The following is a 20,929-nucleotide window of genomic DNA, read 5'->3' on the forward strand; positions in this document are numbered from 1 at the left end:
GCGGCGCGCGCGGCGGTACCGAGCGGGGCTGCACGGCTCGGGACGGGGCTCGCCGCGCCGACGGTTTCCGGCGCTGCCGCGGCGGCGTCCGGCACCGCCGACGGCCCGCTGGACTGGGGGAAGTGCACCGACCTGAAGGCCCCCGTGAGCGTCAGGATGCAGTGCGCCCGCCTTGTGGTGCCGCTGGACCGCGACGCCGAGGAGAGCGACGCCGTGGTCGAGATCGCGCTGTCCCGCGTCCCCGCGCGCGAGAAGGCCGCCAACGTGCTGCTGGTGAACCCCGGCGGGCCGGGGAGCCGCGGCCGGTTCCTCGCCGCCGACGTCGCCCGGAACCTCCCCGACGACCTGCGCGACACCTATGACGTCATCGGGTTCGACCCGCGGGGCACCGGAGCGAGCAAGCCCGCCCTCACCTGCGACCCGGACTTCTTCGCGCCGCCCCGGCCCGACACCGTCCCCCGCACCGCCGAGGACGAGGATCTCCTGGTCAAGCGGGCCAAGGCCTACGCCGGAGCGTGCGACAGAGCCGGTGGGGCGCTGCTCGCGCACATGCGCACGACCGACAGCGCGCACGACATCGACGCCATCCGCGCGGCGCTCGGACGCGACCGCGTCGACTACTTCGGCTACTCTTACGGCACCTACCTCGGCGCCGTCTACGCGACGCTCTACCCCGAGCGGGTGCGGCGGCTGGTGCTCGACAGCGTCGTGCACCCGGGCCGGGGCTGGTACCGGGGCAACCTGGAGCAGAGCAGGTCGCTGAACGACGCCGCGGGCGGGTTCTTCGACTGGATCGCCCGCCACGACGCCACCTACGGCCTCGGGGACTCCGCCGCCGAGGTGGCCGGCCGGTACTACGCGACGCGGTCCGCCCTGGGGAAGAAGCCCGCCGACGACCGGATCGGCCCCACGGAGCTGGAGTCCACCTACATGGTGGCGACCTACGCCGCCCCGGCCTGGCCGCTGCTGGCGCGCGCCCTGGCCGACATGGCCAACGACGACGATCCGGAGCGGCTCATCGCGGCCTTCGACCGGCTGGGGGAGACCGCGGAGGATGAACCGGCCTTCGCCGGATACCTCGCCACGGAGTGCACCGACGCGCCCTGGCCCCGGTCGTGGCCGACGTGGCGCGCCGACGGCACCCGGGTGCACGCCGAGGCGCCGTTCCTGGGGTGGCACAACATTTGGTACAATGCGTCGTGCGCGTTCTGGCCGGCCGAGGCGGGCGAGTGGTTCCAGGTCGACGGCTCGCGGGTGAGGAGCGCCCTGCTGATCCACGCGACGGAGGACGGTCCCACGCCACTGGACGGCGCCTACGCGATGCACCGGCGTTTCCCCACGTCCCGGCTGGTCATCGAGGACGGGGGCCGCTCCCACGGGGTCGCGCTCAGCGGCAACGAGTGCGTGGACGACACCCTGTTCGCCTACCTGCGCGACGGGCAGCTGCCGCAGGCCAGCCGCGCGTTCGACGACGTGGACCAGGTCTGCGGCGCCTTGCCCGAGCCGGAGCCCCGGGCGTCGAAGGGGAAGGAAGCGGAATCGGACACGCGCTCGGCGCCGGTTCCCGGCGCATCGGACCCCGCGGCATTCGGGCGCGATTCCGTTGCTTCTCCACGTCGACCCGCATTCCCGTCTATTTCGGCGGTTCCGAGCACCAATCGGTGAACGGGTCGGTAACCAGTCGATTAGTCTGGAAACGCGAGGATCACGACGGTTCGCGGCACCCGGTGGATCCCCGGACGCGCGCTTAGGGGCGTCCCGGAACGGATGCCCCGGAGCGGCCGCTGCGAAGTGAGGTGATGCGGGTGCTGCGGACCTCGTCGGTGCGCGTCCTCGGCGAGCGCGACCGCGCCGCCGTGCACGCGCTGCTCGACTCCGACCCGGTCGGGAACGTCTTCGTCAGTTCCCGGGTGCGCGCCACCGGACTGGACGCCGGGCGGCTCGGCACCGAGGTGTGGGGCTATATCGAGCGCGGCGCGATCTCGGCGCTGTGCTATTCGGGCGCCAACCTCGTGCCCGTCAGCGCGTCGTCCGCGGCCATCCGCCAGTTCTCCGACCACGCCCGCTGGCAGGGGCGGCGCTGCTCGTCCATTGTCGGGCCGGTCGACCAGGTCGCGGAGATGTGGGAGCGGCTCGGCCCGGTGTGGGGTCCCGCCCGCGCCATCCGCGCCAACCAGCCGGTCATGGAGCTGGCCGGCGAGCCGCTGGTCGCGTCCGACCCGCTGGTGCGCCGGGTCCGGGTGAGCGAGATCGGGATCCTGGTCCCGGCGTGTGTCGCGATGTTCACCGAGGAGGTGGGGGTGCCGCCGGACGCCGGGGACGGCGGTGCGCTCTACCGCGCCCGGGTGGAGGAACTCGTCCGCACCCGACGGGCGTTCGCGCGCATCGAGGACGGACGCATCGTGTTCAAGGCGGAGGTCGGCGCCGTCACGCCCTACGCCTGCCAGATCCAGGGCGTGTGGGTCCATCCCGACCTGCGCGGCCAGGGGTACGCCGCGGGCGGCGTGGCGGCCGTCGCGCGCATGGCGCGGGCGGAGATCGCGCCGCGGGTCACCCTGTACGTCAACGACTTCAACGCCCCGGCGCGGGCCACGTATCGGCGTGTCGGCTTCCGCGAGGTGGGCGCCGTGATGTCGGTGCTGTTCTGACCCCAGCTGCGCCGGTGCGCCGGTCCGTCCGACCCGGCGGCACGCGCGGCGGCAGCCGGTCGGCCGCTCAGACGCTCGGGGGCAGCGCCGCGGCCGTGAAGTACTGGAGCGCCGCGTCGATGTCGGCGAGGTCCTTGGCACGTCCCAGGCGGCTCTTCCAGCGCAGGACGCGGTCGAGCGGCGCGAACGGGAGGCCGTGGCGGATCTCGCGGTTGTCGATGAACTCGTCGACGTCCCACATCGACGGGAACCAGCCGTTGAGGATCTCCAGGCGGCTGCCGAGCAGGAGGACCCGGGTGACGTCCTCCCACGGCGCCGGTTGGACCGGCCCCATGGTCTGCACCAGCTCCCAGGCCGGGCCCCGGGCGACGATGTCGAGGTCGGTGATGTTGTCGCGGATCCCGTGGGCGAGGAGGGGGCCGCTGCCCGCGATGATGAAGTCCTGCTGGGGGAGATCGAGTTCTTCGAGTGCGATGAACAACGGGTGCTGATGAATCGTTATCTGTTCCGTCACCCTTGTGCTCCATTACCCTAATGCATTTACCCCTATCGCGATGCGGACGATCACCGCTGTGAGTAACGCGACACCAATACTGGTCATCGTGCCGATGAGGAAGTACTCCGCGAATCTCTTCTGATGACTTTGTAGTTCCGGGAAGCGAGCCAGACCCTTGATTCCGACCACGACGGCCACTGCCTCCGGCTGCCCGGCCACCACGAATATGAAAGTCAGTGAACGCTCCAGCCAGCCAATGACCGTCCCTGCCCCCTTCAGGGGCGCCATTTCTTCTGCGTCGGCTTTCTTTAGTTCTGCGGAGAAGGGGCGAAGCATATGTGTGACGACTTCACCCCCGACGAAGGTGGAGACCAGGAATCCGGAGATCACGATCGCCATCTCGTCATCCATGATAATCCCACCAGTTGCTTCGAGCATCTGCGGTACCCCGTACACCGCCGCGGCGGACAGAACCGTCAGTGCCGTAAGGCTTGTAGGCACGAGTGTGAACTTCTGTACCCCGTCCGGGAGGAAGATGCGCGGCGAGCCCTGCATGTCCTCGTCGTTCCTGACCAGGTGTGCCAGCGCCCAGCTGGAGGCCAGGCAGAGCGGAAGGAGGACGGCGGGTTTGATTGAAAATGCAACAGGCAGCAGCGTGTAAACCGCATAACCGGTGCTCAGGGGTAGTGCGACGGCCAGTCGCAAGCGGATCGCCGGAATCGAATAAGGGAGCAGGATGGCGGTGATCAGGCCCAGGACGAGTCTTTCGAGCTCCATGCGATGCTCTCTATTGTGCTTATCCAGCCACGGCGGGTTATAGATTATGGCCGGTTCTGGCCGTTTTTCCTATAGGCCGCCGGATCTGTTTGGGCACGGCCAAAAAACAGGACCCCCGAAGGGGTCCTGAAGTAGGGGGTCACCCGGGGTTTAGTCCCGGAACTCCGGGATCACCTTCTCGGCGAACATCTCCAGATTGCGTTTGACCGTGTCGGTCGGCAGGACACCCTGCTGTCCCTGCATGAACAGGCCGAACCATTCCAGGTCGGGGATCTCCGCGAGCGTCGCCTCGATGCCGCGCTTGACGTCGTCCGGGCCGCCGATCAGCGCGAGCTGCACCTCGGCCATGCGCCGGAAGTCGCCCTTGTCCGGGCTGATCGGCCGCCGCGCGTCGTCCTCCTGGGTGCGCAGCACCTCCAGGTAGCCGAACGAGCCGAAGAACGAGGCGAAGTCGCGGTGCATCTTGGTGCCGTAGGTGGCGATGGCCTCGTCCTTGGTGGGGGCCATACCCACGATCTTGAGGACGCCGGTGTGCTCGCCCAGCCGGTAGTCGCGGCCGTGCCTGGCGGCCTCGTCGCGGTACAGTTCCGCCTTCTTGCGGTGCTCGCCGGGGATGGGGGTGAACATCCACGGCAGGATGTCCTCCTGCGCGCAGCGCCGCACGGAGCGGTCGCTGATGGTGAACGGCTGCCAGAGCTCGGGGTGCGGGTCCTGGTAGGGGCGGGGCACGACCGAGACCCGCTGGACGCGCCCCTCGCCGTCCAGCTCGCCGGGCGCGCCGAAGGTCCGGGTCCACTCCTGGGCCGGCCACCCCTCGATCCCGCTGTAGGGAGAGGGGACCTCGTAGTCGAGGATGTCGCTCTTGTAGCGCAGGGTCTCCTGGGTCCAGGCCAGTTTCATGATCTTCAGCAGCTCGCCGAAGACGTCGAAGTTCCGGTCGTCGCTCGCCGACCCGTCGCTGCGGGCGGCCTGCGAGCTCCACCGCTGGCCCAGGACGTTCGCCCAGCGCGACTGGTAGCCGCGGGCCACGCCGAGACGCAGCCGCCCCTGACAGAACTGGTCGAGGAGGGCCACGTCCTCGGCCGCGCGGATGGGGTCCCAGGCGGGCAGGACCAGACCGAGCGGGGCGAGCAGGATCCGCTCGGTGCGGGCGGCGAGGTCGGCCAGCACCATGAGCGGGTTGACCGAGAACTCGAAACCCTCGGAGTGGAAGTGGTGTTCGGTCAGCATCAGCGCGTCGAAGCCGATCCGGTCGGCGTGGACGGCGATGTCCCGGACCTCGCGCAGCAGGTCCTGGTAGGCGCGCACGTCGCGGCCGATGGGCCGCTTGGATCTGGCGTTGGCCTCGGCCGCGAACCCGGAGCCGGGGATCTGGGGGTTCATGAAGATGGCGAACTTCATCGTTCCTCCGGTTGGACAGTTCGCACGGTTTCGTCGAGCCAGCGGGTGAGTACGAGCAGGAACTCCTCGGGGTGCTCCTCGTGCAGCCGGTGCCCGGAGTCCGGCCAGCAGACGACCCTCGATCCGGGGTGGGACAGCAGGGGGCGCTCCCATGCGGCCAGGTCCCGGTCGAACCGGAAGCAGAGCGTGGGCTGCGAGCGGTGCCGGAGGTGGTCCTCGGCGGCCGGGCGCGGGCCGATCGCATCGGGTGCGGTGAACATGGCGGCGAACGCCTCGGCCAGCACCTGCTGCGGGGCGGCGAGCAGCCGCCGGGCGTGCCAGGCGCGGATCCACCGCGGGGTGGCCGGGGTGGACGTCCACGCGTCGAGGGCGATCGCGGCCTCGGTCCCCCGGGGTCCGGCGAGCTCGCGCGCGATCCGCGGGAAGGAGTCGGCGAGCTGGGGGCCGAAGCCGTAGGCGGGGTCGACCGTGACGAGGGCGGTCACGAGGTCGGGGGTGTCGGCCAGATGGCCGACGATCTGACCGCCCATGGAATGGCCGATCGCGACGACCCGGTCGGCCCGCAGTCGTTCCAACAGGATGCGCAGGTCGTCGGCCATGGTGCGCGGGGTGGTGCCGGTACGGGCGGTCCCGGAGTAGCCGTGCCCGCGCAGGTCGGGGGCGATGACGCGGTAGGTCGCGGCAAGCTGGGGGATGTGCTGCACCCACTCGTGGGAGTCGGACCCCCAGCCGTGCACCAGGAGCAGCGTGTTCGCGGTGTCCCGCGCTGCGTCCCCAGGGGTCTCCCGCGGTCCGTCCACTGTGTAGAAGAGCCGGACATCAGGGAGGTCGGCGAACGGCACGGGGGGCTCCTTTCCGTCGCCGGAAAACAGAACATGTTTCAGTTTCTGTTCCCGTCAACGGTAACCCGGGAGAAGCAACCAAGCAATTGCTTGGCTAGTTCGTCATGGCGACTCGTCGAGACCCTTGCCGTGCTCATCTTGGGAAAGCCGGCCTGCTAGAACACCACGACCGACCGCACGACCTCGCCCGCCCGGACGTTGCCGATCGCGTCGTTGATGTCGTCCAATCCCACCTGCTCGCTGATGAGTCCACCGGGGTCCAGGCGTTCGGCCAGGCACAGGTCCACCAGGCGGCGCAGGTCCGAGGCGGGCGAACCGTCGCCGCCCTGGCAGCCCATGAGGCGGCGGGAGGCGAAGAGCGCACCGGCGGGGACGGCGACATCGGTGCCCGCCGGGGGACTGCCGACCATGACCGTTGTGCCGCCCGGCCGCGTCGCTTCGAACGCGGCCCTGAGGACCGCGGGGACTCCCGTCACGTCGAACGCGTAGTCCACGCCGTCCGGCACCAGTTCGCGGACGCGAGCGGCCAGGTCGGCCGCGTCGGTGTCGCCCGGGGCGGAGGGCAGCGCGTCGGTGGCGCCGAAGAGCTCGGCCGCCGTCAGCTTCGGCGCCGTGATATCGGACGCGATGACGCGGGACGCACCGGCCAGCACCGCTCCCTGGACGACGTTGAGCCCGACGCCGCCGCAGCCCACCACCAGAACGGTCGCACCGGCCTCCACGCGGGCCGTGTTGACGACCGCGCCGACACCGGTCACCACCGCGCAGCCCAGCAGGGACATGGCGACCAGGTCCACCTCGCTCGGGAGCGGAACCAGCTGGCGCTCGTGTACCACCGCGTACTCCGCGAACCCGCCGATGCCCAGGTAGGGGCGGATGGCCGCGCGGTCGGCGCGCAGCCGGGTGGACCCGTCGGGCATGAGCCCCATGACGGCCCGCATCCGCGCGGCATCCGTGCACAGGTGCCCCTCGCCGCGCCCGCACCTCCGGCATCGGCCGCACGACCGCCCCAGGGCGATCAGCACGGGGTCGCCCGGCGCGTAGGCGGTCACGCCCGCGCCGACCGCCTCCACCGTGCCCGAGCTTTCGTGCCCGCAGATGACGGGCAGCTCGGACACGACCGGGCTGGTGCCGTCGACCGCCTTGAGGTCGGAGGCGCAGATCCCGGACGCGGCGATCCGCACGCGGATCTCGCCGGGCCCGGGTTCCGCGATCTCCACCTCGCGGACCTCCATCGGAGCGCCGAACTCCGCCAGGACCGCCGCACGCATCTTCATCGCCGTCACCGTCCGTCCGATCGGATTGCCTGCGTTGTCTCGCCCTGTTCTCCGTTGATCTCGGGGATATCGACCTTGTACCGGCGAGTATTCGGTCGATATCCCCGAGATCAACGGGAGCTGTCGCCGTGGCCCAGCTCGACCCAGGCGGCCTTGAGGGTGAGCCACTCGCCGAGCCCCCGGACGCCGTTCGACGGGGCGTTTCCGCTCTGCTTGTGGCCGCCGAAGGGGACCGCCCAGTGCAGTCGGCGGTAGGTGTTGATCCAGACCGTCCCCGCCTGGAGGGCGGCGATGGCGCGGTGAGCCCGGTCGAGGCTGCGCGTCCACGCACCTGCGGCCAGGCCGTAGTCGGTGTCGTTGGCGATCGCGTAGGCCTCCTCCTCGGTCGCGAAGGGGATCGCCACGGCCACCGGGCCGAAGATCTCCTCCTGGCAGATCCGCAGCCCGTTGTCGGTGGTGGTCAGCAGCGTCGGCTCGACCCAGTAGCCCCCCGCCAGCGCCGGGTCCGTCGCCGTGCCCGGCGGCGCGCCCGCATGGAGGGCGTCGGCTCCGGTCCGCCCGCCGAAGAGCACCTTGGCCCCCTCCCGCAGGCCGAGCTCCAGGTAGCCGCGAACCTTGTCGAACTGGCCGGCGAACGCGATCGGCCCCATGTCGGTCGCGGGGTCGCGCGGGTCGCCCAGGCGGATGGCGGCGGCGTGCGCGCGCAGGCGATCGGTGAACGTGTCGAACACGGTGTCCTGTATGAGGACGCGCGACCCCGCCACGCACGACTGCCCGGCGCCGCCGGTGTAGATGCCCCCGGCCACGCCCGTGACGGCGGCGTCCAGATCGGCTTCGTCGAAGACGATGTTGGGCGACTTGCCGCCGAGTTCGAGGGAGACGTTCTTCAGGTTGGCCGACGCGCGCTGGATGACGCGGCGCCCGGTCGCGGTGGAGCCGGTGAAGTCCAGCTTGGTGACGCCGGGGTGGTCGACGAGGGCTTCGCCTGCGCTCGGCCCGGTGCCGGAGACGACGTTGACCAGGCCGGGCGGGAGGTCGAGAGAGGTGAAGAGCTCGCAGGCGGCCAGGATCGAGCAGCAGGCCTGTTCGGCGGGCTTGACCACGACCGTGTTCCCGGCGGCCAGCGCCCCGGAGACCTTGGCGAAGAACATGGCCAGCGGGGCGTTCCACGGGATGATGATGCCCGCCACCCCGTAGGGCTCGTAGACGGTGAAGTTGACGGAGCCGGCGGCGCCGCCGGCTCCGCCCGGCGGGCTGCCCGGGACGCCGCCCAGGTGGATGGTGTCGCCGGTGACCTTGTCCGCGAGGCTCGCGTTGTACTGGATGTTCATCGCGCCGCCGGGGACGTCACCGCCCTGGGTCTCCTTCAGCACCCGTCCGTTGTCCCGGCTCTCGACGGCGGCGAGTTCGCCGCTCCGCGCCAGCACCGCGTCCGCCCAGCGGCGCAGCAGCGCGGCGCGCCGCAGGGGAGGGGTGGCGCGCCAGTCCGGAAACGCGTGGCGGGCGGCGGTGACGGCGTCGTCGATGTCGGTCGCGTCGGAGGCGGGGACGCGCGCCCAGACCCGGCCGGTGGACGGGTCGACGCTCTCCAGCCACTCCCCACTGCGCGCGGGGCGGAACTCCCCGGCGATGAAGTTGCAGTAGTCGGTGAGAGCGCTCGGTGTGCTCATCGGCAGGGCCTCCCGGGGCTGTGTGGGGTGCATCCTAGTCCGCTAACCAAGCGAGCGCTAGGTTTAGAATGAGGGTGAGCCGACGGAATGGTGGTCTGGCTGGTCGCCACCGTCGGTGGACCGCGAGGCGGGCCGAAGGGCGCGTGTCGGAGCGTCGCACGCCATATCACGGTGGGACGCACGCCACCGCTGTGAACTGCGGAAATTGCAAAATTATGGGGCGGATCAACCTAAAATTGTGCGTGATGGTCGCCGTTTTCTTCCAGCGACCCTGAACACCGGCCGCCGAAGAGAGTGGATATGACGCACGGTGTCTACATCGCGTCCAGCGACGCGGAGAGTGACAAGGCGACGATCGCGCTCGGCATGGCCGAGCTGCTGTCGAGCACGGTGGGCTCGATCGGGGTGTTCCGGCCCGTGGTCGACGCGTCGGTGCGCGACTCGGTCGTGGAGACGCTACGCCGCCGATTCAAGCTGAAGGCCAACTACGAGGACTGCGTCGGCGTCACCTACGACGAGGTTCACGCCGACCCCGACGCCGCCATGGCCGCGATCATGCGGGCGTACCGCGCACTCGCGTCGCGTTGCGCGGCGGTGGTCGTGGTCGGCACCGACTACACCGACGTCGGCGCTCCCACCGAGTTCACCTTCAACGCCCGGGTCGCGGCCAACCTCGCCACCCCCGTTGTGCTGGTTGTCTCGGGCGCCGAACGCGACCACGCCGAGATCCGCGACGCGACCGGCCTCGCCCGCCAGGAACTCGCCCGCGAACACGCCACCCGGCTCGCCACGGTGGTCGACCGGGTCGACCCGGACCGCGCCGAGTCCCTGCGCAAGGAGCTGGACGGGATCGCCTACGTGCTGCCCGAGGTCCCCGGACTCAGCGCCCCGACCGTGCGCGACCTGCAGCGCGCCTGCGACGGCCGGCTGATCTTCGGCGAGGAGAAGCGGCTCGGCCGCGAGACCTCGGGCCTGGTGGTCGCGGCGATGTCGCTGCCCAACGTGCTCGACCGAATGGAGGCCGACCGCCTCGTCATCATGGCGGCCGACCGCGCCGGGGCGATGCTCCCGGCGCTGATCGCCGCCCACCACTCCACCGACTTCCCGTCGGTCGCGGGCGTCGTCCTGACCGGCGAGATGTACATGCCCGAGCCGGTCTTCCGCCTGCTCGCGGGCATGGACGTGCGCCTCCCCGTGATCACCACGGACCAGGACACCTTCTCCACCGCCACCCGGCTGGCCGCGGTCCGGGGCGGGATCACCCCCGGTGCCGAGGGCAAGATCGAGTCGGCGCTGGCCGCCTTCGCCGAGGCGGTCGACGGCGAAGCGCTGCTGGAGCGGCTCCAGGTCGCCCGCTCGGAGACGGTGACCCCGCTGATGTTCGAGCACACGCTGCTGGAGCGGGCGCGGGGCGACCGCAAGCGCATCGTGCTGCCGGAGGGCACCGAGGAACGGGTGCTGCGCGCGGCCGACCTCCTGCTCCGCCGGGACGTCGCCGACCTGGTGGTGCTCGGGTCCCCGCGGCAGGTCAACGCCAAGGCCTCCGACCTCGGGTTCGACCTCAGCGCCGTCACCATCATCGACCCCGAGACCTCGGAGCTGCGGGAGCGTTTCGCCGAGGAGTACGCGCGGCTGCGCGCGCACAAGGGCGTCACCAAGGAACTCGCCATGGACACCGTGGGCGAGCTGTCCTACTTTGGCACCCTGATGGTGCAGTGCGGGCTCGCCGACGGCATGGTCTCGGGCGCTGCACACACGACGGCGCAGACCATCCGGCCCTCGTTCGAGATCCTGCGCTCGTCGCTCGTGTCCAGCGTCTTCTTCATGTGCCTGGCCGACCGGGTGCTGGTCTACGGCGACTGCGCCGTGAACCCGGACCCCACCACCGAGCAGCTCGCCGACATCGCGATCGACTCGGCGGCGACGGCCGAGCAGTTCGGCGTGGAGCCGCGCGTGGCGATGCTGTCCTACTCCACCGGCGCGTCCGGATCCGGGGCCGGGGTGGACAAGGTGCGCAGGGCCACCGAGATGGTCAAGGAGCGGCGCCCCGACCTGCTGATCGAGGGGCCGATCCAGTACGACGCCGCGATCGACCCCGGGGTCGCGCGGACCAAGATGCCGGACAGCCTCGTGGCCGGGCGCGCGACCGTGTTCGTGGTTCCCGACCTGAACACCGGCAACACCCTGTACAAAGGCGTGCAGCGGAGCGCCGGGGCCGTGGCCATCGGCCCGGTGCTGCAGGGGCTGCGGAAGCCCGTCAACGACCTGTCGCGGGGCGCTACCGTGCAGGACATTGTCAACACCGTGGCGATCACGGCCGTCCAGGCCCAAGGAACACAAGGAAGTGGTTCATGAGCCACGTGCTCGTTCTCAACAGCGGATCGTCGTCGATCAAGTACCAGCTCCTCGACATGGGGGAGGGCGCCCCCGTCGCCTCCGGTGTCGTGGAACGGATCGGTGAGGGGCAGAGCATCCTCACCCACAAGGTTCCAGGCAACACCCCCGGGACCCCGGCGCGCAAGCACGAGCGCCGCGAGGCCTGCCCGGACCACGAGGCCGGGCTGAAGGCGGTCCTGGACGCCTTCTCCACGATCGGGCCGGACCTGGACGGGATCGAACTGGCCGCGGTCGGGCACCGGGTCGTGCACGGCGGCGCCCGGTTCGGGGGCGCTGTCCTCGTCGATGACCAGGTCGAACGGGACATCGAGGAACTGGCCCCGCTCGCGCCGCTGCACAACCCGGCCAACCTGGCCGGGATCCAGGGGGCGCGCAAGGCGTTCCCGAACGTGCCGCAGGTCGCGGTGTTCGACACGGCGTTCCACCAGACCCTGCCCCCGGCCGCCTACACCTACGCGGTCCCGGCCCACTGGCGGACCGAGCACAAGGTGCGGCGCTACGGCTTCCACGGCACCTCGCACGCCTACGTCTCGCGGCGCGCGGCCGAGATCCTGGGCCGGGACGTGGCCGACACCAACGTCATCGTGCTGCACCTGGGCAACGGCGCCAGCGCCACCGCCATCCAGGGCGGCCGGAGCGTCGAGACCTCCATGGGCCTGACGCCGCTCGAAGGGCTGGTCATGGGCACCCGCAGCGGCGACGTCGACCCGTCGCTCCACGCCTACCTGGTGCGCAACGCGGGGATGTCGGCCGCCGAGGTCGACACCGCGCTGAACAAGCAGAGCGGCGTGCTCGCGCTCGCGGGCGCCAACGACATGCGCGAGGTCTGGCGCATGGTCGACGAGGGCGACGCGGACGCGAAGCTCGCGGTGGATGTGTACTGCCACCGGCTCCGGAAGTACATCGGTGCCTACTACGCGGCGCTCGGCCGCGTCGACGCCCTGGTCTTCACGGCCGGTGTCGGCGAGAACGACGAGCGCGTGCGCGCGGGAGCCGTGGCCGGACTGGAACGCCTGGGCCTCACGATCGACCCGGCGAAGAACGAGAACCTGGAGCGCGGCACCGAGCAGGCCATCTCGCCGGACGGCGCGGAGATCCCCGTGATGGTGATCCCGACCAACGAGGAGCTGGAGATCGCCGTGCAGTCCCTCGACCTGCTGAACCGGTAGTCCAGAAGCGTCAGGCGTGCTACGCCCCGGCCCGCGCGACTTGCGGGGGCCGGGGCTTTGCTGTGCGGCCTTGTCGGCGTTCGCCTGTCCGGTGTCCTGGGATGAAAAGCGGCACCGAGGGCGGTGGGGGTTGGGGACGCCGGTCCCCTGAGGGGGAGGTCGGCCGGGCGAGCGGCGGCAGGGCGCACCGCCGAGCGACTCCCCGGTGGAACGGCGGGTCGGCAGCGACGGCGGGTGGGTGGTGGGGCGCCCTTGTCGGCTCCCGGGCGGGGCAGGCGGCCCGAAAAGCGAACAGGGGGCCGCCGGGTGCCGGGTATGCCCGCTTTGCACAAGTTCGGCGCGATGATCATGGGAATTGTTCCGGCAAAACGGACAGAATCAGAGAAATTCCCATGATCATCGGCGGAAGGGGTCCGCGGTGGCGCAGCGTGGTGGGTGCTTTGCCCTGTTTTTCCTGGTCGGCGCAGGGGGCGTTGATCTCGGGAAAGTGCGCCAAATTCCAGCGGTTTTTTGGCGCACTTTCCCGAGATCAACACAGGCGCGGACATAACGGGCCTACAGCGAGCGTCTTCCCGCCCCCGGGCCACCCACCCGACATCGCTGGACGACCACGGCGCCCCACCCCCACCGGCCTCGGTGCCGCTTTCCACCACAGAACACCGGACAGGACGAACGCCGACAAGGCCGCCCAGCAGACCTGGGATCCGTGGCTATGTCTGACGATTCACGCAATGCTTTCGTTGTTTGGAATTCCATGGTCCCGGGCTGGGGTCCGCGAGGTTGGTGAATATCTTAATGCTGGCGAGATCCCTTGCGCATCTGGGCGTCTTGAAAGTTGATTTTTCACTGTCCTTGGATTTCGTGATCATGTGTTATACAGGGTCGCGTCCGTATTTGTTGCGTGCTTTTGACGACCCGTCGCTGACCAGGCGAACGTCGTAGAAAGAGGAAGACCCCTCATGAGCATTTGCAAGACATTCGGCGCCGTCGCGGGTGCCTTCGTGATCGCTGCCACGATGTTCACCGGCACCGCTAACGCCGCGACTCTGGAGACCGTCGACGCTGACGCGTCGGCGACCTACTGGCTCGCCGTCGTCCCTGGCTCGTTGACCGATCCGGACCGGCCGTTGGACTGGTCTCAGGCGACGAGCGTCACGTTGAACTGCGACCCCGCGACCGGGGACCACCCCAACCCCAAGGCGGCCTGCGATCTAATCGAGAAGTCCGGGTCGATCGCCAGCATTGAAAAGGGCGCGATCTGTCCGAAGATCTACATGCCGGTCACCGCGTTCGCCTCGGGCGGGGAGCAGTACCGGGAGACCTACCCGAACAAGGTCTGCCTGAATTCGGACAAGGGTGCGGTCTACCAGTTCTAGGACGCTGCGGCCCCAGGGTCGGCTATTTCTTCTTGTTGAATTCTTGATAGGCCGTGACGACCTCGTCGGTGGGGCCGTCCATGATCAATTCGCCGTGTTCCAGCCACAGCACCCGGTCGCAGGTGTCCCGGATCGACTTGTTGCTGTGGCTGACCAGGAACACCGTTCCGGCCTTTTCCTGCAGTTCACGGATGCGGGCTTCCGAGCGCTTTCGGAAGCCCGCATCTCCGGTGGCCAGGGCCTCGTCGATCATCAGTACGTCGTGGCTCTTCGCCGCCGCGATCGCGAAGCGCAGGCGGGCCGCCATGCCCGAGGAGTAGGTGCGCATCGGCAACGAGCCGAATTCGCCCTTCTCGTTGATGCCGGAGAACTCCAGGATGTCGTCGTACTTCTCGCGTACCTGCTCCGGCGGCATTCCCATGGCCAGGCAGCCCAGCACCACGTTGCGCTCGCCGCTCAGGTCGTTCATCAGCGCGGCGTTCACCCCCAGAAGCGAGGGCTGTCCCGCTGTGTAGACCGTGCCGCTCTCCGGCGGCAGCAGGCCCGCGACGGCGCGCAGCAGGGTGGACTTTCCCGAGCCGTTGGAGCCGATCAGGCCGATCGCCTCGCCGCGGTAGGCGGTGAAGCTGACCCCCTTGACCGCGTGCACCTTCCGCACGCCCGACGACCGCTTCCGGGAGAACATCCGGGCGAGGGCCGCGGTGGCGCCGCCTCCGCTGCTCGCCTTGCCTCCGCCCGCGCCCTGGACGCGGTACATCACATGCAGGTCGTCCACGATGACGGTGGGCGGAGCCGACGCGGGAGCCTCGGCCTCGGCGCTGGTCAGTGTCGCCGCCGGGTCCAGGGTCGGGTCGAGCGTCTGCTGGTCAGTCACGGCCGTACTGCTCCTCTGCCATCCAGAAGTAGACGAATCCGCCGATCGCCGCCGCGAGCGCCCACCCCACGGCGATGGCCCACACGTGCGGGGGCAGCTGGGCGGCGGTGAAGCTGTCGATCAGGGCGAAGCGCATCAGGTCGATGTAGACCGCCGCCGGGTTCAGGTCGAGCAGCAGGTGGACCAGGGGCGGGGCGCTCGCCGCCATGTGGTCGATGCTGTACATCACCCCCGACGCGTACATCCACGTGCGCAGGACGAACGGCATCAGCTGGGCGAGGTCGGTGATCTTGCTGCCGAGCCGGGCCACGATCAGCGCCAGGCCGGTGTTGAACAGCGCCTGGATCAGCAGCACCGGGACCGCGAGCAGCCACGACCATTGCGGCACCTGCCCCATCGCCAGCACGATGGCCACCAGCACCAGCATGGACACCAGCAGCTGCCGCAGCTGCACCAGCGTCAACGCGATGGGCAGCGAGGCCCGGGGGAAGTGCAGTGCCCGGATCAGGCTCAGGTTGCCGGTGATCGCGCGCACGCCGCTGAGGACCGACGACTGCGTGAAGGTGAAGATGAAGACGCCGGTGACCAGGAACGGGATGAAGTCGGGCACGCCGCGGCTGGTCCCGATCAGCAGGCCGAAGATGAGGTAGTAGACCGCCGCGTTGAGCAGGGGCGTCATCACATGCCAGAGGTCACCGAGGCGGGCGCCGCTGTACTTGGTCGCGGACTTGGCCTTGGCGAACTCGTTGATGAAGTGCCGGTGGCTCCACAGCCGACGGACGTAGTCGAGCAGGTGGGGGCGTGCGCTGCTGTCCGTGAGGCCGTGGAGTGCCGCGAGTTCCGAGGGACTCATGGTCGGCACTGGCGGCGCTGCTGGTCTGCTCACTGCGTAGGGCCTTCGCTGATCGCGGGAGAGTGCGCGGTCGGGGTGTCGCTGACGGTGGGGCTGGTACCGGGCACGGGTTGGTGCGCGAGCCGTACGCTACTGTGCGACGGGACGCAACCGTTTCGTCGTTACGAGATCGTAGGGCACTTCTCGATAGAACGCAACCGTTTCGTCGTCGCGCTGAGCTAAGGTAGGCGCATGTCCGCCTCCGCGAAACCCGAGACGAACGAACAGTCGGTGAAGACGTCGCAGCGCCGACGCGCCCCGGCGGGGGCCGCCGTGCTGCAGGAGGACGTGACCCAGGCCATTCGGGCGGCCGTGTTCGCCGAGCTGGCCGCTGTGGGGTACGGGCGGCTGTCGATCGAGGCGGTCGCCAAGCGGGCGGGCGTCGGCAAGACGGCGGTCTACCGGCGGTGGAACTCCAAGCTCCCCATGGTCATCGACGTGGTCTCGGTCGTCGCGGCACAGGTGACGCCGGTGCCCGACACCGGCTCGCTCTACGGCGACGTGCGCGACCTGCTCGAAGCGGGTGCCTACGCCCTCCGCCACCCACTGGCGTCGCAGATCGTCCCCGACCTGCTCGCCGAGGCGGCGCGCAACCCCGACATCGCGCGGACGCTGGAGTCCACGATCCGCGACACCCAGCAGAACATCAGCACCGTGGTGATCCACAACGCGGTGGAGCGCGGGGAGCTGCCCGAGGACACGGACGTCGACATGGCCCTCGACATGATCCTCGGCCCGCTCTACTGGCGGCTCGCCGTCACACGCGGCGCGGTGTCCTCGGACTATCTCGACCGGCTCGCGCGCGCGGCGACGACCGCTCTGGCCGCCACGCGGAAGTAGCGCCCCGGCCGCCGCCCCTCGCGCCTCGTGGGGGCGGGCCAAGCTTCGACTGTGATCAGTGTTGTCGGTGTGACTACTTTGTGCCGCTGTGCATGTTGTTTCGGTAGTGTTCCCGTGTGGCGCGTTCGTCGCGCCGCCCCATCACCGTTCAGCGAAGGAAAAAAGAAACAGGGAACGAGAAGGGGAGGACAACCCCCATGAGGATCCGGCACCGTCTCGGTGCGGTCATCGGTGCCGTCGCGGTCACGGCGCCCCTCACCACCGCGTCGGCCCACGCCGCTCTCCCGGAGACGGAGCATGACGAGGCCTCCGAGGTCTACGGCCTCGCCGTCGTCCCCGGAGATCCGGACGACCCGCGGTTCCCCCTGGACTGGGACAGCGCCGACACCGCGGTGCTGACCTGCGACCCGGCAGGAGGAACCCATCCCAAGGCACGCCAAGCCTGCGCCGCGGTCGACCGCGCCGGTTCCATCGCCGGCATCAACGGGCCGACGCTGTGCCCCATGGTCCTCAGCCCGGTCACGGCGTTCTCCTGGGGCGCCGAGACGTATGAGGAGACGCACGACAACCTCTGTTTCCTGAAGCAGAAGAAGCGCGCGGTGTTCGACTTCATGTCCCGCCGCTAGGCGCGACACGACCGTGGGGACGACGCCGGAGCGTCGTCCCCACGGTTCCGCGTGGAGCCTGCCCGCGCCGCGGCACGGACGGCGCGGTCAGGCGAGCGCGGCGGGCTCCTCGGCCGCGTCGGGCGCGGCGTCGCTGAAGACCGGCGTGTCCGCGATCAGGGCCTGCGTGTACTCGTGCTGCGGGTCGGACACGACCTCGCCCACCGGCCCGTACTCCACGATCCGGCCCTTGTTCAACACCGCCACCTGCTGCGCGATGTTGGAGACCAGCGCGATGTCGTGCGTGACGAACAGCAGCGACAGCCCGTCGTCCTGCAGCCCGCGCAGCAGCTTCACGATCTCGGCCTGCACCGAGACGTCCAGCGCCGAGGTGATCTCGTCGCAGACGAGCATGTCGGGCTTGGTCGCGATCGCGCGGGCGATCGACACGCGCTGCCGCTCACCGCCGCTCAGCTGCTCGGGGAAGCGGTCCCCATAGGCCGCCGGGAGCGCGGCGCGCTCCAGGGCCTCGGCCACCACGGCGTCGGGGTCGGCGACCTTGCCCTGCAGGTGCGCCACCGGTGCCAGGATCAGGTCCCGCACCCGCTTGCGCGGGTTCAGCGCCTCATAGGGGTTCTGGAAGATGTACTGCACCCGCCGCCGCTGCTCGGCGGTGCGCCGGTAGCTGCTGGGCGCGAGGTCGTCGCCGTCGAACGTGACGTCGCCGGTGAACTGGTCGTGCAGACCTGCGATGGCGCGCGACAGCGTCGTCTTGCCCGACCCCGATTCGCCGAGCAGGGCCACACACTGGCCGGGGTAGACGTCGAGGTCGATGCCCTCCAGGACCACCGTCTTGCCGTAGCTGGCCTGCAGGTTGCGCACGTGCAGCAGCGGCGCGTCGGACCGCTCGCCCGATGCCGCGGCGTCGTGCCCGTCCGTCTTCATCCGGGGAACGGCGCTCAGCAGTTTCTGGGTGTACGTGTGGCGCGGGTTGGCGAAGACCTCGGCCGCCTTGCCCCGCTCCACGACATCGCCCCGGTACATCACCGCGATGTCGTCCGCCAGCTCGGCCACCACCGCCATGTCGTGGCTGATGTAGACCCCGGCCGTCCCGTACTCGCGCGTCATCTGGCGGATGGTCTCCACCACGTGCGACTGGGTGGTGACGTCAAGGCCGGTCGTCGGCTCGTCCAGGACGATGAGGTCGGGGCGGCCGACGAACGCCATCGCGATGGCCACGCGCTGCTGCTGCCCGCCCGAGAGCTGGTGCGGGTAGCGGGCCAGGAAGGCGTCGTCGTCGGGCAGCGCGACCTCGCGCAGCACCTCGCGGACCCGGTCCAGGGCGGGGGTCGCGGCGTCGTCCCAGTTGTGCAGCGCCTCCATGAGCTGGGTGCGCAGCCGCAACGCCGGGTTGAGCGCCGAGGCGGGCGACTGCGGGATGTAGGCGACCTTGCGTCCGCGCAGCTGCTGGATCTCCGCTGGGGTACGGCCGACCAGGGAGGTGCCGGAGACCGTGATGTCCCCGCGCACGACCTCGGTGGCGCGCTTGCAGTGGGCCAGCAGCGCCAGGCCGAGCGTGGTCTTGCCGGAGCCGGACTCGCCGACCAGGCCGAGGATCTCGCCCCGCTTCACCCGCAGGGTGATGTCGGAGATGATCTCGACGTCGGAGGGGCGGCCGATGACGGTCACCCCGGTGACGTCGAGCGCGACGTCGGCGCCGCTCGGACTTCCGCCCGGCTGGCTGGTCGCGTCGGTCGATGCGGTGTGTGCGGCCATCACTTCTCCACCCCTCGGTCGATGCCGATGGACGCTCGGGAGAGTCCGTCGGTGATGAGGTTCGCGCCGATGGTGAGGATCGCGACCGCGGCCACCGGCAGGGCCACCGCCCACGGTTGGACCGTGATGGCGACCCGGTTCTCGTTGATCATCAGGCCCCAGTCGGCCGTGGGCGGCTGGAGGCCCATGCCGAGGAAGCTGAGGGTGGCGATGAGGCCGACCGAGTAGGTGATCCGCAGGCCCAGCTCGACCAGCAGCGGGCTGGTGATGTTGGGCAGGATCTCGGTGGCCATGATGCGCACCCGGGGAACGCCGATGGCCTCGGCGGCCTTGACGAAGTCCTGCTCGACGACCTTCAGCGTCGCCTCGCGGGCGACCCGCGCGACGCGGGAGGCGTGCGAGACGGCGATGAGCACCATGATCAGCCAGACCTTGGGGCCGATGATCGACATCACCAGCAGGGCGAGGACCAGCTGCGGGAAGGCCAGCATCATGTCGTTGGCCCGCATGATGACCTCGTCGGTCTTACCGCGCAGGTAGCCGGCCACGATGCCGAGGACCGCGCCCAGCAGCACCCCGGCGAGCGCCGAGGTGACGGCGATCGAGATCAGCGTGTAGCCGCCGTGCAGGAAGCGGGTGAAGACGTCGCGCCCGAACTGGTCGGTACCGAACAGCGACCCGTCCACGTCGGTGGAGTTGGGCGTGCCGATGAACTCGGTGGGACTGAACGGGCTGACCAGGGGACCGACCAGCGCGATCAGGACGATGGCGCCGGCCAGGACGACGCCGATCTTCGTGCGTCCGTGCCCCCACGCCGTCCGGATCAGGCCGGGGCGCTTGGCGGGGGACGACGCGGGCGCGGTGCCCTTCGGGGAGCCCTTCGCGGTCCCGGCTGCGGTGGACGGTGCGGTGGAGGGAGGTGTAGCTGTGCTCATCGGGACGACACCCTCACCTTCGGGTTGGCGGCCAGGCCCACGACGTCGGCGAGCAGGTTGACCACGATGTAGACCACGGCGATCAGCAGCGTCACGGCCTGGATGACCGGAATGTCGCGGGTGTCGATCGCGTCCATCAGCGCCAAGCCGATGCCCGGGAAGCGGAAGAGGTACTCGATGGCGACCACGCCACCGGCCAGCCAGCCCAGCTGGAGCGCGATGACCTGGGCGACCGGGCCGATGGCGTTGGGGCCCGCGTGGCGCAGGATCACCGTGCGCTGCGGCAGGCCCTTGAGCCGGGCCTGCTGCACGTACTCGCTCTCCAGCACCTCGATCATCGAGGCGCGCATCATCCGGATGATCGGCGGGCTGACCGCGATGACCAGGGTGGCCACCGGAAGCACGAGCTGGGTGGGGTCGTTGAGCACGTTGTCGGCGCGCCCGGCGTAGACGGCCGGGAACAGCTGCAGGGCGCCCGTCGCGAAGGCGAGGATCAGCAGGATACCGACCGCGAACTCGGGGATCGCGGCCAGGATCAGCGTGACCATCGACGTGCCGTGGTCCACGGCACGGTCGCGGCGCATCGCGCTGTAGGCGCCCAGCAGCAGCGCGATCGGAGTGGCGACCAGGGCCGCGATCGCCATCAGCGACAGGCTGGCGGTGACGCGCGGCGCCAGGTGGTCGACGACCGGCATGTTGGCCGCGTACGACGTCCCGAGGTCGAAGGTGAAGATCCCGGCGATCCAGCTGCCGTACTGCACGGCCAGCGGTTCGTTCAGGTGGAGCTGTTCGCGCAGCGCGGCGAGCCGTTCGGGGGTGGCCTCACGGCCGAGCATGGCCTGGGCGGCGTCGCCGGGCAGCGCCTGCGTCGCCAGGAAGACCACGAGTGAGACCACGAACAGGGTCAGTAACCCGTAGAAGAGGCGGTGCAGGATCAGGCGTGTCATTGTTGGT

General features: G+C 70.0%; 18 protein-coding genes. 7 read left to right on the forward strand and 11 right to left on the reverse strand.

Going from position 1 to position 20,929, the window contains the following annotated elements; all coding sequences use genetic code 11:
• Window positions 1-156: 156 nt before the first annotated feature.
• A complete protein-coding gene (locus tag CDO52_RS09360) occupies window positions 157-1,665 on the forward strand; it encodes an alpha/beta fold hydrolase (RefSeq protein WP_083919746.1) in 1,509 nt (502 codons plus the stop codon).
• 140 nt (window positions 1,666-1,805) lie between these two features.
• Window positions 1,806-2,648, forward strand: a complete 843-nt coding sequence (locus CDO52_RS09365) for a GNAT family N-acetyltransferase (protein ID WP_026125573.1) — start codon at window positions 1,806-1,808, stop codon at window positions 2,646-2,648.
• 67 nt (window positions 2,649-2,715) lie between these two features.
• On the opposite strand, the gene CDO52_RS09370 is transcribed toward CDO52_RS09365, so the two are convergent.
• The 6 genes from CDO52_RS09370 to CDO52_RS09395 all read right to left on the reverse strand — a co-directional run bounded on the left by CDO52_RS09370 (window position 2,716) and on the right by CDO52_RS09395 (window position 9,111).
• Complete coding sequence (locus tag CDO52_RS09370) at window positions 2,716-3,162, reverse strand: hypothetical protein (RefSeq protein ID WP_033299493.1); 447 nt, start codon at window positions 3,160-3,162, stop codon at window positions 2,716-2,718.
• A 12-nt stretch (window positions 3,163-3,174) separates the two neighbouring features.
• Complete coding sequence (locus tag CDO52_RS09375; RefSeq protein WP_017617549.1) at window positions 3,175-3,921, reverse strand: hypothetical protein; 747 nt, start codon at window positions 3,919-3,921, stop codon at window positions 3,175-3,177.
• Window positions 3,922-4,071: 150 nt separating this feature from the next.
• A complete protein-coding gene (locus CDO52_RS09380) occupies window positions 4,072-5,322 on the reverse strand; it encodes an LLM class flavin-dependent oxidoreductase (RefSeq protein WP_017617550.1) in 1,251 nt (416 codons plus the stop codon).
• Entirely contained in the window at window positions 5,319-6,164 is an 846-nt protein-coding gene (locus tag CDO52_RS09385; RefSeq protein ID WP_017617551.1) for an alpha/beta fold hydrolase, read from the reverse strand. The genes CDO52_RS09380 and CDO52_RS09385 overlap by 4 nt, the downstream gene beginning before the upstream one ends.
• A 155-nt stretch (window positions 6,165-6,319) precedes the next feature.
• The gene (locus CDO52_RS09390; protein WP_017617552.1) at window positions 6,320-7,441 is read right to left on the reverse strand and encodes an alcohol dehydrogenase catalytic domain-containing protein; all 1,122 of its coding nucleotides are present in this window, start codon (window positions 7,439-7,441) and stop codon (window positions 6,320-6,322) included.
• Between the two features lie 110 nt (window positions 7,442-7,551).
• Window positions 7,552-9,111, reverse strand: a complete 1,560-nt coding sequence (locus CDO52_RS09395; protein WP_017617553.1) for an aldehyde dehydrogenase family protein — start codon at window positions 9,109-9,111, stop codon at window positions 7,552-7,554.
• A gap of 300 nt (window positions 9,112-9,411) precedes the next feature.
• On the opposite strand from CDO52_RS09395, the gene pta reads away from it, so the two are divergent.
• The 3 genes from pta (at window position 9,412) to CDO52_RS09410 (ending at window position 14,053) form a co-directional block, all read left to right on the forward strand.
• Entirely contained in the window at window positions 9,412-11,466 is a 2,055-nt protein-coding gene (gene pta / locus CDO52_RS09400) for a phosphate acetyltransferase (protein ID WP_094932323.1), read from the forward strand.
• Window positions 11,463-12,677, forward strand: a complete 1,215-nt coding sequence (locus CDO52_RS09405) for an acetate kinase (protein WP_017617555.1) — start codon at window positions 11,463-11,465, stop codon at window positions 12,675-12,677. Before pta ends, CDO52_RS09405 begins: the two co-directional genes overlap by 4 nt.
• Before the next feature lie 959 nt (window positions 12,678-13,636).
• On the forward strand, window positions 13,637-14,053 hold the full coding sequence (locus CDO52_RS09410) for an SSI family serine proteinase inhibitor (RefSeq protein ID WP_017617556.1): 417 nt from the start codon (window positions 13,637-13,639) through the stop codon (window positions 14,051-14,053).
• Between the two features lie 22 nt (window positions 14,054-14,075).
• Here the strand turns inward: CDO52_RS09410 and CDO52_RS09415 are convergent, their stop codons facing one another.
• The gene (locus CDO52_RS09415; protein ID WP_394340789.1) at window positions 14,076-14,897 is read right to left on the reverse strand and encodes an ABC transporter ATP-binding protein; all 822 of its coding nucleotides are present in this window, start codon (window positions 14,895-14,897) and stop codon (window positions 14,076-14,078) included.
• A gap of 22 nt (window positions 14,898-14,919) precedes the next feature.
• A complete protein-coding gene (locus CDO52_RS09420; RefSeq protein ID WP_017617558.1) occupies window positions 14,920-15,780 on the reverse strand; it encodes an ABC transporter permease in 861 nt (286 codons plus the stop codon).
• 231 nt (window positions 15,781-16,011) lie between these two features.
• On the opposite strand from CDO52_RS09420, the gene CDO52_RS09425 reads away from it, so the two are divergent.
• Window positions 16,012-16,659, forward strand: coding sequence for a TetR/AcrR family transcriptional regulator (locus CDO52_RS09425; protein ID WP_017617559.1), 648 nt, complete (start codon window positions 16,012-16,014; stop codon window positions 16,657-16,659).
• Window positions 16,660-16,856: 197 nt separating this feature from the next.
• On the forward strand, window positions 16,857-17,285 hold the full coding sequence (locus CDO52_RS09430) for an SSI family serine proteinase inhibitor (RefSeq protein WP_017617560.1): 429 nt from the start codon (window positions 16,857-16,859) through the stop codon (window positions 17,283-17,285).
• Between the two features lie 87 nt (window positions 17,286-17,372).
• Here the strand turns inward: CDO52_RS09430 and CDO52_RS09435 are convergent, their stop codons facing one another.
• From CDO52_RS09435 to CDO52_RS09445, 3 genes are read right to left on the reverse strand one after another with little or no spacing between them, the layout of a single operon-like run.
• The gene (locus tag CDO52_RS09435) at window positions 17,373-19,040 is read right to left on the reverse strand and encodes an ABC transporter ATP-binding protein (RefSeq protein ID WP_017617561.1); all 1,668 of its coding nucleotides are present in this window, start codon (window positions 19,038-19,040) and stop codon (window positions 17,373-17,375) included.
• Complete coding sequence (locus tag CDO52_RS09440; RefSeq protein ID WP_017617562.1) at window positions 19,040-19,975, reverse strand: ABC transporter permease; 936 nt, start codon at window positions 19,973-19,975, stop codon at window positions 19,040-19,042. The genes CDO52_RS09435 and CDO52_RS09440 overlap by 1 nt, the downstream gene beginning before the upstream one ends.
• Window positions 19,972-20,922 carry an ABC transporter permease gene (locus tag CDO52_RS09445; protein ID WP_017617563.1) on the reverse strand — a complete coding sequence of 317 codons (951 nt, stop codon included), beginning with the start codon at window positions 20,920-20,922 and terminating at the stop codon, window positions 19,972-19,974. Before CDO52_RS09445 ends, CDO52_RS09440 begins: the two co-directional genes overlap by 4 nt.
• Window positions 20,923-20,929 lie beyond the last annotated feature (7 nt).

It is taken from the genome of Nocardiopsis gilva YIM 90087 (genome assembly GCF_002263495.1).
Taxonomy (GTDB): Bacteria; Actinomycetota; Actinomycetes; order Streptosporangiales; family Streptosporangiaceae; genus Nocardiopsis_C; species Nocardiopsis_C gilva.